At 71.2% G+C, this 14,367-nt stretch carries 18 protein-coding genes; 10 read left to right on the forward strand and 8 right to left on the reverse strand.

The genetic code is table 11. From position 1 onward, the window contains the following. Window positions 1-72 precede the first annotated feature (72 nt). The 3 genes from FHG10_RS13350 to FHG10_RS13360 all read left to right on the forward strand — a co-directional run bounded on the left by FHG10_RS13350 (window position 73) and on the right by FHG10_RS13360 (window position 1,787). Window positions 73-630: a DinB family protein gene (locus FHG10_RS13350; RefSeq protein WP_152353830.1), complete on the forward strand. Its 558-nt coding sequence runs from the start codon at window positions 73-75 to the stop codon at window positions 628-630. Between the two features lie 63 nt (window positions 631-693). Next, on the forward strand, window positions 694-1,320 hold the full coding sequence (locus FHG10_RS13355; RefSeq protein WP_152353831.1) for a DJ-1/PfpI family protein: 627 nt from the start codon (window positions 694-696) through the stop codon (window positions 1,318-1,320). Next, window positions 1,320-1,787 carry a nuclear transport factor 2 family protein gene (locus FHG10_RS13360; RefSeq protein ID WP_152353832.1) on the forward strand — a complete coding sequence of 156 codons (468 nt, stop codon included), beginning with the start codon at window positions 1,320-1,322 and terminating at the stop codon, window positions 1,785-1,787. The genes FHG10_RS13355 and FHG10_RS13360 overlap by 1 nt, the downstream gene beginning before the upstream one ends. Before the next feature lie 25 nt (window positions 1,788-1,812). Here FHG10_RS13360 and FHG10_RS13365 read toward each other — a convergent pair whose 3' ends face one another. Further along, window positions 1,813-2,370, reverse strand: coding sequence for a TetR family transcriptional regulator (locus FHG10_RS13365; RefSeq protein ID WP_193636312.1), 558 nt, complete (start codon window positions 2,368-2,370; stop codon window positions 1,813-1,815). 44 nt (window positions 2,371-2,414) lie between these two features. Further along, the gene (locus FHG10_RS13370; protein ID WP_152353834.1) at window positions 2,415-2,813 is read right to left on the reverse strand and encodes a hypothetical protein; all 399 of its coding nucleotides are present in this window, start codon (window positions 2,811-2,813) and stop codon (window positions 2,415-2,417) included. A gap of 98 nt (window positions 2,814-2,911) precedes the next feature. On the opposite strand from FHG10_RS13370, the gene FHG10_RS13375 reads away from it, so the two are divergent. Both FHG10_RS13375 and FHG10_RS13380 read left to right on the forward strand, forming a co-directional pair. After that, window positions 2,912-3,280, forward strand: coding sequence for an ArsR/SmtB family transcription factor (locus FHG10_RS13375; protein ID WP_152353835.1), 369 nt, complete (start codon window positions 2,912-2,914; stop codon window positions 3,278-3,280). After that, a complete protein-coding gene (locus FHG10_RS13380) occupies window positions 3,255-3,743 on the forward strand; it encodes an SRPBCC family protein (protein ID WP_152353836.1) in 489 nt (162 codons plus the stop codon). Before FHG10_RS13375 ends, FHG10_RS13380 begins: the two co-directional genes overlap by 26 nt. Window positions 3,744-3,760: 17 nt before the next feature. Here FHG10_RS13380 and FHG10_RS13385 read toward each other — a convergent pair whose 3' ends face one another. Continuing rightward, complete coding sequence (locus FHG10_RS13385) at window positions 3,761-4,390, reverse strand: DJ-1/PfpI family protein (protein ID WP_193636313.1); 630 nt, start codon at window positions 4,388-4,390, stop codon at window positions 3,761-3,763. A 52-nt stretch (window positions 4,391-4,442) separates the two neighbouring features. Between FHG10_RS13385 and FHG10_RS13390 the strand changes: the two genes are divergently transcribed. Further along, a complete protein-coding gene (locus tag FHG10_RS13390; RefSeq protein WP_193636314.1) occupies window positions 4,443-5,402 on the forward strand; it encodes a GlxA family transcriptional regulator in 960 nt (319 codons plus the stop codon). Between the two features lie 48 nt (window positions 5,403-5,450). On the opposite strand, the gene FHG10_RS13395 is transcribed toward FHG10_RS13390, so the two are convergent. Both FHG10_RS13395 and FHG10_RS18465 read right to left on the reverse strand, forming a co-directional pair. Further along, window positions 5,451-6,221 (reverse strand): NUDIX domain-containing protein, encoded by a 771-nt coding sequence (locus FHG10_RS13395; protein WP_152353839.1) that lies wholly within the window; start codon window positions 6,219-6,221, stop codon window positions 5,451-5,453. 1 nt (window position 6,222) lies between these two features. After that, window positions 6,223-8,214: a nicotinate phosphoribosyltransferase gene (locus tag FHG10_RS18465; RefSeq protein ID WP_152353840.1), complete on the reverse strand. Its 1,992-nt coding sequence runs from the start codon at window positions 8,212-8,214 to the stop codon at window positions 6,223-6,225. A gap of 102 nt (window positions 8,215-8,316) precedes the next feature. Here FHG10_RS18465 and FHG10_RS13405 point away from each other — a divergent pair, with 102 nt between their 5' ends. Continuing rightward, window positions 8,317-9,915 carry a phospholipase D family protein gene (locus FHG10_RS13405; protein ID WP_152353841.1) on the forward strand — a complete coding sequence of 533 codons (1,599 nt, stop codon included), beginning with the start codon at window positions 8,317-8,319 and terminating at the stop codon, window positions 9,913-9,915. Further along, a complete protein-coding gene (locus tag FHG10_RS13410) occupies window positions 9,915-10,352 on the forward strand; it encodes an ASCH domain-containing protein (RefSeq protein WP_152353842.1) in 438 nt (145 codons plus the stop codon). The genes FHG10_RS13405 and FHG10_RS13410 overlap by 1 nt, the downstream gene beginning before the upstream one ends. Before the next feature lie 61 nt (window positions 10,353-10,413). Here the strand turns inward: FHG10_RS13410 and FHG10_RS13415 are convergent, their stop codons facing one another. Further along, on the reverse strand, window positions 10,414-10,920 hold the full coding sequence (locus FHG10_RS13415; RefSeq protein WP_193636315.1) for a PH domain-containing protein: 507 nt from the start codon (window positions 10,918-10,920) through the stop codon (window positions 10,414-10,416). A gap of 18 nt (window positions 10,921-10,938) precedes the next feature. Between FHG10_RS13415 and FHG10_RS18035 the strand changes: the two genes are divergently transcribed. Both FHG10_RS18035 and FHG10_RS13420 read left to right on the forward strand, forming a co-directional pair. Beyond that, a complete protein-coding gene (locus FHG10_RS18035) occupies window positions 10,939-12,018 on the forward strand; it encodes a hypothetical protein (RefSeq protein ID WP_193636316.1) in 1,080 nt (359 codons plus the stop codon). Between the two features lie 50 nt (window positions 12,019-12,068). Further along, window positions 12,069-12,947: a hypothetical protein gene (locus tag FHG10_RS13420; RefSeq protein ID WP_152353844.1), complete on the forward strand. Its 879-nt coding sequence runs from the start codon at window positions 12,069-12,071 to the stop codon at window positions 12,945-12,947. Window positions 12,948-12,984: 37 nt separating this feature from the next. Here FHG10_RS13420 and FHG10_RS13425 read toward each other — a convergent pair whose 3' ends face one another. After that, window positions 12,985-13,407 (reverse strand): PH domain-containing protein, encoded by a 423-nt coding sequence (locus tag FHG10_RS13425; protein ID WP_152353845.1) that lies wholly within the window; start codon window positions 13,405-13,407, stop codon window positions 12,985-12,987. Window positions 13,408-13,505: 98 nt separating this feature from the next. After that, window positions 13,506-14,363: a PH domain-containing protein gene (locus FHG10_RS13430; RefSeq protein WP_152353846.1), complete on the reverse strand. Its 858-nt coding sequence runs from the start codon at window positions 14,361-14,363 to the stop codon at window positions 13,506-13,508. Window positions 14,364-14,367 lie beyond the last annotated feature (4 nt).

The following is a 14,367-nucleotide window of genomic DNA, read 5'->3' on the forward strand; positions in this document are numbered from 1 at the left end:
GTCAACGTTGACTTCTCCGCCCGGTTCGTATCCTGCGCCGTCCGCGGGAGCACGGGTCTAGGCTCGCGGAGCATGACACCGGAACCCGATCAGCAGCCCCTCGATGAGCATGGCCGCCTCGACCCGCCGTTCCGCGCCGACGAATGGGACACCCTGCGCGGTTTCCTCGACTTCCAGCGCGCGACCTTCGCGTGGAAGTGCCGCGGGCTCGACGCCGCGCAGCTGGCGCGCACCATCGGACCGAGCTCCATGACGCTCGCCGGGATGATGAAGCACCTGGCCTATGTCGAGGACGATTGGTTCAGCCGCGACCTGCACGACGAGCCGCTGCGCGAGCCCTGGGCGTCCGTCGACTGGAGGGCCCGGCCCGACTGGGAGTGGGAGACCGCGACCGAGGACGATCCCGACGAGGTGCGCGCGCTGTGGACCGCGTCGGTCGAGCGCGCCCGCGACCTCGCCGCCCGGGCCTACGGGGAGGGCGGCCTGGGCATCGAGGCGAAGCGCCTGTTCCCCGACGGGCGCAGTCCGAGCCTGCGCTGGATCATGACGCACATGATCGAGGAGTACGCGCGCCACAACGGGCACGCGGACCTGCTGCGCGAGTCGATCGACGGGGAGGTAGGCGAGTAGCGGCGCGCAGGTCGGCACGCCCGGCCCCTGGCGCTCGCGGCCGCCCCGCGCGAGGATCGAGCCATGACCCCGAGCACCGACCCGCGGACCATCGCCATACTCCTGTTCGACGGCGTCGAGGAGCTCGACGCCGTGGGTCCGTGGGAGGTCCTCTCGTACTGGACGCAGAACCATCCCCAGGACGGCTGGCGGGCGGTCACCGCGAGCGTCGGCGGCGGCGCGATCACGGCCGCGAAGGGCATGGTCGTCACGCCGACGACCTCTCTCGAGGAGCTCGGGCACGTGGACGTGCTCCTGCATCCCGGCGGCCACGGCACGCGGGCGCTGTTCAGGGACGAGGCGCACCTCGAGCGCGTGCGCCGCATCGCCGGGACCGCCGAGCTGATGACGAGCGTGTGCACCGGGTCCCTCGTCTATGCGGCCGCCGGCCTGCTGCGCGACCGTCCCGCGATCACGCACTGGGGCTCCGTGGACCTGCTGCGCGAGATCGATCCGAGCATCGACGTGCGCGAGGGCGAGCGCTGGGTGGACGACGGCGACGTGGTCACCTCGGCCGGGGTCTCCGCCGGGATCGACATGGCGCTGCACCTGGTGGGGCGCCTGGTCTCGCCGCAGCGCGCCCGGGATGTCCAGCACGGCATCGAGTACGACCCCGCGCCGCCGGTGTGGGACGACGAAGGAGACGCATGATGAGCACCGATCCCGCGAGCCCCGCTCCCGCCCCGCGCCCGCCGCTGCCGCCCTTCACCGAGGAGACCGCGCGGGCGAAGGTGCAGGCGGCCGAGGACGCCTGGAACACGCGCGACCCCGAGCGTGTCGCCGGCGCGTACACCGAGGACACCGTGTGGAGGAACCGCGACCGGTTCCTCATCGGGCGCGAGCAGGTGATCGAGTTCCTGCGCGCCAAGTGGGAGCGCGAGCAGGCGTACCGCCTGCGCAAGAACCTCTGGACGTTCGGGGACGACCGCATCGCCGTGCGCTTCCAGTACGAGTGGCACGACGACAACGGCCAGTGGTGGCGCTCCTTTGGCAACGAGCTCTGGGAGTTCGACGAGCTCGGGTACATGCGCCGCCGCGAGGCGTCGATCAACGACGTGGCGATCCAGGAGGCGGACCTGCGCGTCACGCCCGGCGAGGGCGAGCTGCCTGCGCACTGACCCGTCGGCCCCGGGCGTCGAGGCGTCAGGCCCGCGCCGCGATCCCGGACAGCAGGACGTCGGCGATTCCCTCGGCGAACGCGTCGGCGTCCGCCTCGGGGTGGGCGCGCAGGTGGGAGACCATGGCCTCGACGGCACCCTCGTAGGCGAGGGCGAGAGTGCGCGGGTGGGTCCCCACGCGGACGACCCCCTCGCGCTGACCACGCGCGAAGATGCCCTCCTGACCCGCGAAGGTCTCCTCCATGTCCGCGATGCCGAGCACCGGCCCGCCCCGCTCATCGCGCAGTCCGGCGACGATCTGCTCGAGGGCCGCGAGCTCGCGCTCGTGGGTGCGGGCGAGCCGCGCCGCTCCCCTGATCGCCGCGCGCAGGAAGGTCACCGCGTCGGCCTCGGCATCGAGGTCCCGGGCGACCCGCTCTCGCAGCTGCACGAGCGCTGTCCTCGCGGCCGCGGCCATGAGGGCGTCGCGGGAGGAGGCGTAGTGGACGACGAGCGCCTTGGAGACCCCCGCCTGGGCGGCGATCACCTCGAGGCTGGCGGCGGCGAAGCCGCGGACCGCCACAGCATCGATGGCCGCCTGCACGATCTGAGCGCGGCGCTGATCGGGCGGGAGCCGGCGACCCGCCATCACGCGGCCCGTGCGCCGGGACTCGTGCGTGCGGCCTCGAGGGCCACGCTGGTGACGACGCCGGCCATGAGCACCGCGATGACGATCATCTCCACCCGCATCCAGGCCGGGAAGAGTCCGGGGATCAGCGCTTCGACCACGTTGGCCAGCAGCAGCACGGCGGCGATGATGCCGGCGGCGCGCAGCGCGGATCGCGACCCGGTGCCGGCCCGGCGCAGCCGCAGCGGCAGCAGCACACCGAGGATCAGCACGATCACGGCATGGATCCAGGCGTCGATCGGCGCGAGGTGCGGGGCGAGGACCGTGAGGACGATGAGCGCCGGGATCGTCACGACCACGAGTGCGAAGTAGACGGCGGCGAGGGTCGAGGCGAGCGGGAGGCGAGACGATGCGGCCATGCGGTCACCCTATTGACCGCTTGGTCAATAGGCAAGAGGGGCGCCCGGCGCACCCCACCTCTTGACAACCTTCAACCGATCGGTTGTAAGTTGTGCGTGTGCTCGACATCGATGAGGACCGCGCCGACGCGCTGTTCCATGCGCTCTCCGATCGCACGCGGCGGGACATCCTGCGGCGCGTGCTGGTGGGCGAGCATTCGGTGTCGGCCCTCGCGCCGAACTACGACATGAGCCTCGCCGCGGTCCAGAAGCACGTAGTCGTGCTGGAGCGTGCGGGGCTCGTGACCAGGCGCCGCCGGGGGCGGGAGTCCCTCGCCCGCGGCGACGTCGCGGCGGTCGGCTCGGCCGCCGCCCTGCTGCGCGATCTCGAGGAGATCTGGCGCGGACGCATCACCCGGATCGACGAGCTCCTCGCCTCCGGGCCCGACCAGGAGGACGACCATGCCGGTCACCGACATCAGCACTGACCTCGACGCCCTGACCATCACCATCACCGCGCAGTTCGACGCGCCCGTCGAGCGGATCTGGCAGATCTACGCCGACCCGCGCCAGCTCGAGAGGATCTGGGGCCCGCCCACCTACCCCGCGACGTTCGTCGACCACGACCTCACGCCCGGCGGACGCATGAACTACTTCATGACCGGCCCGGAGGGCGAGAAGCTCGGCGGCTTCTGGGAGATCCTCGAGGTCGACGAGCCGCGCTTCTTCCGCTACCGCGACGGCTTCGCGGACGCGGAGAACGGCTTCGCCGTGAACACCGACCTCCCGGTCGCCGAGAACACCGCGACCTTCGATTCGGTCGACGGCGGCACCCGCGCCGTCTACGTCTCGATCCACCCCACCCGCGAGGGCCTGCAGCAGGTCATCGACATGGGCGTCGAAGAGGGCTCGCGCGAGTCGATCGACCAGATCGACGCGCTCGTGGGCTGAGAGGCCAGACTCCCCGCCTAATCCTGTGCGGGTGCTCGGTCCCGAGGAGTCGTCCGGCTCCGGGGATCAGCGAACCACACGCTCTGCTGACGCTCGTATCCCCAGCGCGCTCCGAGCTCTCGAGATGAGCGCGACCCGAGCTCGCGCTCGACGATCCAGAGCCCGAGGTCCACGCCCGAGAAGAGAGCACCAGCAGTGACTCGGTCGCCATCGTCGACCACACGTGCATCTACGGCCTCGGCGACGAAGGGGGCAAGGTCAGCCAGGCATGCCCTATTCGTCGTAGCCGCCCTCCCATCCAGGAGGCCTGCGTGCGCAAGGATCATCGCGCCGCTGCACACGGACCCCACCCATCGGCAGGAGTCCGCGATCTCGCGCAGCCGTGCACCCAGGAGGCCGCTCGCAACCTCGGTGCGAGCCCCGCGAGGCGCTCGATCCAACCAGCCCCCGCCGGGAACTATCAGGCCGTGCGCAGGCTGCAGAACAGCGGTCACCTTGATCGGGATACCCCGCATCGACGTGACCGTCCCCGGCGTGAGCGCCGCCAACTGCACCTCGTACCCTGCAGCGGCGAGCACCTCGAGGGGACCGAACACGTCGATCTCGTCGAAGCCATCGAAGACGGCGAACTGGATGGGAGTGTTCATGACCCCATCCCAGTCCGATCGGAAGAGAGGCACCAGTGGCACACTCGCCCTCATGCACAAGGAATCAGCCAGAGGCGAGATGTCCCGACGCGTCGCGGTGCTCACCCTTCCCGGCGTGAACGGGTTCGATGCCTCGATCGCGCCCCAGGTGCTCGGAGAGTGCACGGGACACCTTTACGACGTCACGATGTGCAGCCTGGAGGCGGGCCCGGTGACCACGTCGAGCGGCTATGCACTGCAGGTCACGAACTCTCTCGATGTGCTGGCCACAACGCACACCCTCATCGTCCCGGGCCACCGCATTCAGAACCGTCCCCCGGCTGTCCTCGGAGCCATCAGGGAGGCGCACGCGGCCGGCGTACGCATCGTCTCCATCTGCACGGGGGCGTTCATCCTCGCCGACAGCGGGATCCTCGACCACCGCCGTGCCACCACGCATTGGGACTTCGCGCATGACCTCCGGTCCCGAGCGCCCCTCGTCGAAGTAGTCCCGGAGAACCTCTACATACAGGATGCGGGCATCTGGACCAGCGGCGGGGTCGCGGCCGGGATCGACCTGTGCCTTCGTCTCGTCGACATCGATCACGGCGCCGACGCAGCCCTGCATGCAGCGCGACTCATGGTCATGCCGATCCATCGTTCGGGCGATCAGCGGCAGTACCGCTCGAATGACGGCAGCGGAGACGGTCGCGGGACATCGATTCGTCCGGCCCTGGAGTGGGCAGTGGATCACCTGAACGAACCCGTGACCGTCCAAGCGATGGCTGCTCGAGCACAGATGTCTCCACGCTCGTTCACCCGACATGTACGCAGTGCCACCGGGATGTCTCCCAAGACGTGGCTCATCGATCAGCGCATCTCGCTCGCGAGTCGACTCCTCGAGCGAGACCATCTGTCTGTCGAAGCTGTCGCACAGCGGGCAGGGCTCGGATCGGCGGCGAACCTCCGCGCGCATTTCCGCGCACACCGCGGGGTCTCACCTCGTGAGTACCGCGCGTCGTTCAGGCCTTGAAACGGCAAGAACGCAGACCCGCTTCGCCTCCCTCTCGCTGCTCAGTCATCACACCTCCCCGAAGCCCTCCCAGGCCTCGTCGCCGGCGCGGGGGCGCAGCAGGGCGGGCTGCAGGGCCCGGGCCTCGCCGCGCGCGTAGAGAGCCGGCTGCGGGCTGGCGCTGGACGCCGCATCGCCCGAGCGCTCGTCGGGCACCACGAACCCGTCGGTCGAGAGCACCTTGCGGATGAAGGCGCCGCGGTCCGGGAGCGCTCCCCAGACCGCGCCGTAGACGCTGCGCAGCTCGGCGAGGGTGAACGGCTCGGAGAGGAACTGCGTGGCGAGCGTCGTGTACTCGAGCTTCGCGCGCACCCGCTCGAGGGCGTCGGTGAGGATCTCGAGGTGGTCGAAGGCGAGCTGGGGCGCGTCGGGGTCCTCGAGGATCTCCTCGACGCCCCACCAGCGCGCGAACGCCGCGTCGTCCCCGGCCGTGGGATCCGGAAGGTCCGGGGCGAAGGCCAGGTGGGCGACGGAGACCACGCGCATGCGCGGATCGCGGTCGGGGGCCGAGTAGGTGCGCAGCTGCTCGAGGTGGTAGCCGGCGGTGTCCATGCCGGTCTCCTCGACGAGCTCGCGCGCCGCCGCTGTCGCCGCGTCCTCGTCGGGCTCGATGAAGCCGCCGGGCAACGCCCAGCTGCCCGCGTACGGGTCGGCGCCGCGCTGGACGAGCAGGACGCTGAGGGCGCCCGAGCGGATGGTGAAGACCGCGAGGTCGACCGTCACCGCGAAGGGCGGGTGCTTGCTGGCGTCATAGCCGGCGGGAGCGGTGCTGCCGGGCATCTCAGGCGTCCTTCCGGGAGGCGGTCGGGGCTGTGGAGGCTGCGGGCGAGACCGTCCGGATGCCCGCCTCCGCCAGGTGCTGCGCGGTCTCGGCGTCGGCCTCGGGGTGCACGGCGGCGGTGAGGTCCTCGAGGACCCGCACGGTGCCGGCGCCGGGCAGGGCGGCGATGTCGCGGGCGCTCGCGGCGACGCAGTAGTCGAACGCCAGGCCGGTCACGTCGACGTCGCCCGCGAACAGGGAGGGAAGATCGGTGCCGCCCGCGGGGGCGCCGCCGTCGACGCCCGCCACGCGGCCCTGGGCGAGGCTGTAGTCGGGCCGGCCTTCGCCCTTGACCACGTGGACGACCTCGGTGCCGCTGCCGATGAGCCGCTCGAGAGCCCCCAGGATCGCCGGGTGGTACTCGGCGCCGCGGGTGCCCTGCACGCAGTGGACGGGCCACGTATCCGCGAAGTCGGGCTGCGCGGGCGGGAGGGCGAAGTGGCCGCCGTTGTCGCCCTCGGCCAGATGCCAGTCGCGGGAGAAGACCACGCGGTCGTAGTCGGCGGCGTGCTCGGCCAGGTGCGCCGCGATGCGCTCGGCGACCGCGTTCCCGCCGGCCACGCCCAGGGCCCCGCCCTCGCAGAAGTCGTTCTGGACGTCGACCACGACGAGCGTGCGGGGTGCGTCGTCGGCCCCCTCTCCCCCGTCCCACTGCTCGCTCACGCGGAAGGCCTGGCCCTCGCTGATCTCGCGGGCACGGGCGGGCAGGCTCGCGAGGCTCGCGGCGGCGACCTCGCGGGCCTCCTGGGCGTTCGCGACCGGCTGCGGGATCCCGTCGCGGACGACGTCCACGTGCACGGGGTCAGCGCCGTCGGGCACCGAGCCGTCGAGCGTCCACACCTCGCGGCCGTCGGGGAAGCGGGAGACGGTCTTCGCGCCGCCGGTCGATCCCTTGTCGGCCGAGAGCTTCTGGACGCTGCGCAGCGGCGTGCCGGGTCCGTCGCCCACGGCGACGAGCTTGTACACCATCCCGGCCGTCGGGTGGTCCGAGCCGGTCGCCACGCGCGTGCCCACGCCGTAGCCGTCGATCGGGGCGCCCGCGAGGTGGACGAGCGCGTACTCGTCGAGATCGCTGGTCACGGTGATGCGCGTGCTCGTCGCACCGAGCGCGTCGAGCTGGGCACGGGCGGCGGGGGCCACGGTCATCAGGTCACCGGAGTCGATGCGCACGGCGCCGAGCCCGGGCCCGGCGACCTCGACCGCGGTGCGGATGCCCTCGGGGATGTCGTAGGTGTCCACGAGCAGCGTGGTGCCCGGCCCGTAGGTCGCGGTCTGGGCGGCGAAGGCGTCGCGCTCGGTGGGGCGCGCGAGGGTCGCGGCGTGCGCGGCGGTGCCCGCTACGGGGACGCCGAAGCGCCGGCCGGCCTCGAGGTTCGAGGTGGTCGCGAAGCCCGCGATCCAGGCCGCGCGGGCGGCCGCCACGGCGGATTCCTCGTGTACGCGCCGCGAGCCCATCTCGATGAGCGGCCGGTCGCCGGCGGCGATGACCATGCGCGCCGCCGCGGAGGCGATCGCGGAGTCGAAGTTCAGGACCGAGAGTACGAGGGTCTCCAGCAGCAGGCACTCGCCGAGCGTGCCGCGCACCGTGAGCAGCGGGGTGTGCGGCCAGTACAGGCTGCCCTCGGGCAGGGCGGTGATGGTGCCGGAGAAGGTCCAGTCCCGCAGGTATTCCGCGGCGGCCTCGGTGATCGCGCCGACCTCGCGCAGAAAGGCGAGGTCCTCCTCGTCGGGCGCGAAGTCCTCGAGCAGGGGCAGCAGGCGGCCGAGCCCCGCGAAGATGCCGAAGCGCCGCCCTTCGGGGAGGCGGCGGGCGAAGGCCTCGAAGACGGCCTCGTGGTGGACGCTGCCGTCCTCGACCATGGACGAGAGCATCGTGTACTCGTACATGTCGGTCAGCAGTGCGGTGCTCGCGGGGGTGCTGCCGGTGCCGCGGCGCGACGCGGATGCCGTCATGAGCGCTCGCCCTTCATCGGTTGCGGGGTGGCGGAATGGCGGGCCCGAAGGCCCGTCCCAGCCTAGCCCCGCGCGCACAGGGCGATGGTGTGTGATGGAGGGATGAGCACGGACGACTGGTTCCTCTCCGCGATCGAGCGCGGCAACCCCTTCACCCGTCTCGACCATCGGCACCAGGGGAAGGCGCTGACCAGCGGCAACACGGCGCGCGTGCATGTGCACGGCGCGGCGTACTTCGCCCGGCTGCGGGAGCTGATCACCGCGCAGGGGCCCGGCGACCTGCTGATGTTCACCGACTGGCGCGGCGACCCCGAGGAGCGGGTCGGTGAGGACGAGCTCACGATCGTCGAGCTGATCGCGGACGCCGCCCGCCGCGGCGTCATGGTCAAGGCACTCTTCTGGCGCTCGCACCTGGACTCCATCCACTACTCCGAGGAGGAGAACCGCAGCCTGGCGGACACCGTGCGCGCCGCCGGCGGCGAGGTCATCCTCGACCAGCGCGTGCTGCCGCTGGGCTCCCAGCACCAGAAGTTCCTGGTGATGCGCCATCCCGGGCAGCCGGAGCGGGACGCGGCGTTCTGCGGCGGCATCGACCTGTGCCACACCCGCCGCGACGACGCCCGGCACCTGGGCGACCCGCAGACCGTCTCGATGGGGAAGATCTGGGGCAGCACGCCCGCGTGGCACGACCTGATGGTCGAGGTCCGCGGGCCCGCGGTCGGGGACCTCGAGGCGACCTTCCGGGAGCGCTGGGAGGATCCGACGCCGCCCTCGCTGGACCCGCTCTCGCAGATCCAGGCGAAGATCCACCGCGACGACGAGCACGCCGACCCCCTCCCCCTGCAGGAGCCGGACCCGGCGCCCGCGGGCACCGTGGACGCGCAGGTGCTGCGCACGTACCCGCCCAAGCGCCCGCGCTTCCCCTTCGCGCCGTCGGGCGAGCGCAGCATCGCCCGCGCCTACGTGAAGGCGGTGCCGCGCGCCGAGCGGATCATCTACCTCGAGGACCAGTACATCTGGTCTCCCCAGGTGCTCTCGTGCTTCGCCGACGCGCTGCGCCAGCATCCCGGCACGCACCTGGTGATCGTGCTGTCGACCTTCACGACCGCGGACACGACGATCGCGAACGCGAGCGCGATGAGCGCGCGCAACGCCGCCCTGGACCTGCTGCACGAGGCCGGCGGCGAGCGCGTCCACGTGTTCGGGATCGAGAACCACGAGGGCACGCCGGTGTACGTGCACTCCAAGGTGTGCCTCGTGGACGACGTCTGGATGACCGTGGGCTCGGACAACGTGAACCTGCGGTCCTGGACCTACGACACGGAGATCGCGTGCGCGCTCGTGGATCAGGAGGAGGACCTGCGCGAGCCTCGGCGCCTGCGCTGCGACGACGACGCCGCCCGGGTCCTCCCCCGCGAGGTGCGCCTCGAGCTCGCGCGGGAGCACCTGGATCGGGCCGACGGGGACGACGCCGACCTCGTGGACCCGGACGCCATGGTGCGGGCCTTCGAGGAGAGCGCTGCACGGCTGGACGCCTGGCACGAGGGCGGTGAGCAGGGCCCGCGGCCCGCGGGACGCCTGCGCCGGTACGTGCGGACGCCGATCCCCGCGCGCGAGCTGCCGCTGGGGCGTCTCGTCTACAAGATCGCCGACGACCCCGATGCGCGGCCGCGGCGGCTGCGCGGGACGGACTGGTTCTGATGACGCACGATCCGACGGACGACGAGGCAACGCTGCCCATCGCCGAGTTCGCCTTCCCGGGGCCGCTGCGGGACCAGCTGGTCGGGGCGATCCTGGCCGGCGCGAAGACCACGACCGCCTCGCTGCGCGAGGAGTATGCGCGCGAGGGCGCGGCGCTGCCCGCCGCCGGCGCCGCGGAGGTCGTGGTCGACTCGGACGAGCGCCCCATCGCGGTGATCCGCACCCGCGACGTGCAGGTGGTGCGCCTGGCCGACGTGACCGATGAGCACGCCCGCGGGGAGGGCGAGGGCTACCCCGACGCCGCCGCCTGGCGCGAGGGCCATGAGGAGTTCTGGACCTCGATCGAGTTCATCGCAGCGCTCGGGGAGCCGAGGATCGCGATCGACGACGACACCGAGGTGGTGTGCGAGACCTTCGAGGTCGTGCGCAGGCTCTGATGAGGATTCCCGTCGACCTCGCCGACGAGTGGCGGGAGCGAAGGGCCGGAGCGCGGCGTCGTCAGCGCCCCAGCAGCCCGTGCATGGTGGAGACGAAGCGCTCCGCGTGGTCCTTCGTGGCCGTCTTCAGCACGATCTGCGCTCCGTCGCGCAGGTGGACGCGCAGCTTCCCGGACAGCAGGGTGGGCTTGTAGTCGACGCCGACGACCTGCGCAGCGGGCGCCTCCTTGAGGATCTTCCACGAGCCGAACGCACGTCGACGGGTGAGCACGACGCGTCGGTCGGTGGCCAGGAGGATCGGGGTGGTGTCGTTCTGGATGTCGCCGATCTTCGTGTCGATGACGGTCTCCTCCGGATCGAGGACCCGCCCCGGCAGGTCGATCGTGAGCGCGTTCTTGACCTCGTCGTTCCTGTTCAGAACGGCGAAGAAGGTCTGCTCGGCATGCGTGGGGTCGGCGAGGCTCACGAGGTCACCGTAGCGCGAGGGCCACGAGGACTTCTCCTGCGGCCATGGGGACTTGTCCCCATGGCCGCGCAGTCTGCCGTGCCCTAGGGTCTCTCCTGACACGGCGACGAGGGGACGATGATGAGCGGGTTCTACGGAGCCGACACCAAGCAGCTGCGCGAGTACTCGCGTCTGATGAGTGATCGAGCCACCTCTCTCGAAGAACTGCACGCGAAGCTGAACCCACTGGTCATGGACGATTCCGCGTGGCGGGGATCCGACGGCGAGGCGTTCCGCTCCACGTGGTCGGGCGATGTCAGCGGCTCGTTCCGCGACGTCGCCGACCGGCTGCGGAAGAAGAGCGAGGACCTCGGGAACCAGGCCGATGAGCAGGACCGGACGTCAGATTCCGGGGGCGACTCAGGCGGCGGAGAAGGAAGCGGCCACGGGAAGTCGTCCGGGGAGGACTCCTCGTCGTTCTGGGACAACGTGTGGACGGGCAAGGACCTCTACAACAAGGTCCAGGGGGCGTTCTCGAAGGGGAAGAAGGCCTGGGACCTCCTGGAGATCGCGAATCGTTTCCGCAAGGGGATCGATGCGGTCGACGATCCGTTGCTCAAGCTCATGGGGACCATCCCATACGGAGCCGAGGTCTCGGACAAGGTCTTCTCCAGCGCCAAGGAGTACGGGACCCTCGCCCAGAAGATCGCCGGCCATTTCGGCGTCCCCACCGGAATCGGCACCAAGAACTTCTTCGGCTGGGCCGACAAACTCGCGAGCAAGGCCGGGTTCCTCACGAAGGCGGCACCGTTCGTCGGCAAGGCGCTCCCCGGCATCGACGTCGTCACCGGCGGCTGGCAGATGATCGACAGCATCAACAAGGGCGACACATTCCATGCTGTGACCGGAGGTGCATCGGCGCTCGGTGGCGGTCTCATGCTCGCCGGCGGTGCGCTCTCGGCCACCGGTGTCGGGGCCGTCGTCGGCGGACCTCTCGCGGCGGCCGGCGCGGTGATCTCCGGTGGCGCTGCGGTCGCGGACCTCGGGAAGTTCGTCTACGACGAATGGGGCGATGACATCGCCGCGGGCGCAGGCAAGGCGTGGGACGCCGTCTCCGACACGACCTCGCACGTGGTGGATGCCGTGGGCGACACGGCATCCGATGTCGGCGGCGCCATCGCCGACGGAGTCTCCGGCGCGTGGCACGGAGTCTTCGGTTGACCCCACCACCAGAACAGTCACTGGCCACCACCTTCCCGACGGGAGCTCCCATGAGCGCACAGACCGTATCCGATGAGTACGCCACCGAGCCCGCGATCACCGAGCGCGACATGCTCGGGGCCCTCGAGGTGCTCGCCACTGCGGCGGACGATCCGGACGAGCTCCTCGTCCTCACCGATGAGGAGCTCCTCGGCCTCGGCGGCCCCGCCGCGCTCGATCTTCTGGGCAGTCCGTATCTGTCCCAGCCGGAGGTCGACGCCGATGCTTCAGCGGCCGCGGCCGTTCGCTCGCTCGCCGCTCGGCGCCTGCTCACTCCGGCCGACGACAGCGCGCAGCCCGAGGGAGACATCGTCGTCGGCAACGCGGAATCCACGCGACGTCCGTTCCAGCTCGATCGGCGCCTTGCCGGTGTCCTCGCGCTGCGACGCACGTCCCTGGGGCTGGTCAACGTCGTCCGCACACTCGCCGGGGGCACGACGACGCTCGCCATCTACTGCTTTCCCGGAGGCGGCGTCCTCGAGGAGTACGTGACCATCGACGGCTTCCATCACTTCTCTGTTCCCGAGCCCAGCGCCGTCGCGCTCCGCCTCGGACGATTCGTCGACCCCTTCGACGACGCCTCGGACGACGGTGACGTCGCGACCGTGCGCGTACCCGGTCAGGACGTCGACGCGGCGGTCGACGGCGCCCGTGCGCTCTCGATCCTCACCTCGGTCGTCGAGGGTGGGGGCACCCAGGCGACGTTCATCGCGCACCCCGGCCGCCTGCGCATCATCGACAACGGCCCGATCAGGGAGGGCTCCGATCCGGTCGACCGCGAGATCTCCGACGTCTCGCCGGAGTCGCTGCTCTCGATCCTGCAGTCGCTCGTCCCCGTCCCCCCGGATGACGACGAGCAGGACGAAGCCCCGGAAGCCTCTCGGGACTAAGACCGGGACCGGGCCGGAACGCGCCTTGGTCCGAGCATCAGCGCCGCGGGCGCTGAGCGCCCTCCAGCAGGTCCTGGATGGTCGCGACGAAACGCTCCGCGTGGTCCTTCGTGGCGGTCGTGAGCGTGATGGCCGACCCGTCGCGCAGGTGGACGCGCAGCTTCCCGGACAGCAGGGTGCGCTTGTAGTCGACGCCGACCACCTCCGCAGCGGGGGCCTCCTTGAGCACTCTCCACGACCGGATGGCGCCCTCCTTCGCGAGAAGCACCCTCCTGTCCGTGGCGATCAGCAGCGGGTTCGTATCGGAGGTCGTGTCCCCGACCTTCACGTCGATCACGGTCTCACGGGGGTCGAGGATCTTCTCCGGGAGGTTGAGGTCCCACACGTCGCGCGGCTCGTCGTTGCGCTCCATCACGGCGAAGAACGTCTGCTCGGCATGCGTGGGTTCGGAGAGGGTCACGGTGCCACGGTATCGCGGGCCGCGGCTGCCCTCGGCGCTCGAGAGCGCTCAGCTCCAGACCGCGTTCCATCCGCAGCCGTCGATCCGGTGCCGAGAGGTCAGCGCGGTGCCGGCCCGCATCCCCTGCGCAGCAGACCCTCCAGGGTCTGCACGAACGCCTGCGCCGGCTCCGCCGCCCCCTTGCCCAGGCTGATCGGCTTCTGCCCCTGCACCTCGACCGCGACCGAGGCCGCCTTCAGAGCCGTCCCTCCCGCGCTGCGCACACCGGTGACCGCCGGCGCCGCGGCCTCGCGCTGGGCGATCCAGCTCCCCGGTGTCTGCTCGCCCACGAGCAGCACCCGGCGGTCGGTGAGCAGGAGCAGCTGATGTTCGCTCGACCACGTCGACCAGCCCTCGAAGACGCAGTGCACCTGCTCGCCCGGGACGAGCAGAACCTCGAGCTCGGCCGGGACCGGCGCGGGCGGAACGGATCGCTCAGCGGCGCCCGTAGCGGGAGCGCCGGCAACGGCGTTCACCGGGGCGGTGCCCCTCTCCGCGGGCCCTCCCGGCGCGCCGCCGGCACGCAGGGCTTCGAGAGTGCGCAGCAGCTCGGCCGCTGCCTCGTGGTTCCCGATCTTCATCGTCACGGGCTTCTGTCCGTGCACCCCGATCTCGATGGACGCGGCCGTGAGCGTCCCGGTGACCTGGTGCCCTCCCAGCACCTCCGCCGCCGGCACATCGCGCATCGCCTTCCAGCGCCCGGGGATCGGGGCCTTGACCAGCAGCACGCGACGATCCGTGAGCAGCAGCAGATGCTCGCTCGTGTAGTCGCGGTACCCGTCGGCGACGCTGTGGACACGCTCGTCGGGATCGAGCATCTCGTGCAGTCGCCGATAGATCGACGGCTTCGCCGGGCGGCCGCGATAGGTGCGGTCGAGGGCGGCCAGCAGAGTGGTCTCGGCGGTCGTGGTCGTCACGGAG

The organism is Brachybacterium subflavum (assembly GCF_009299795.1).
GTDB lineage: Bacteria > Actinomycetota > Actinomycetes > Actinomycetales > Dermabacteraceae > Brachybacterium > Brachybacterium subflavum.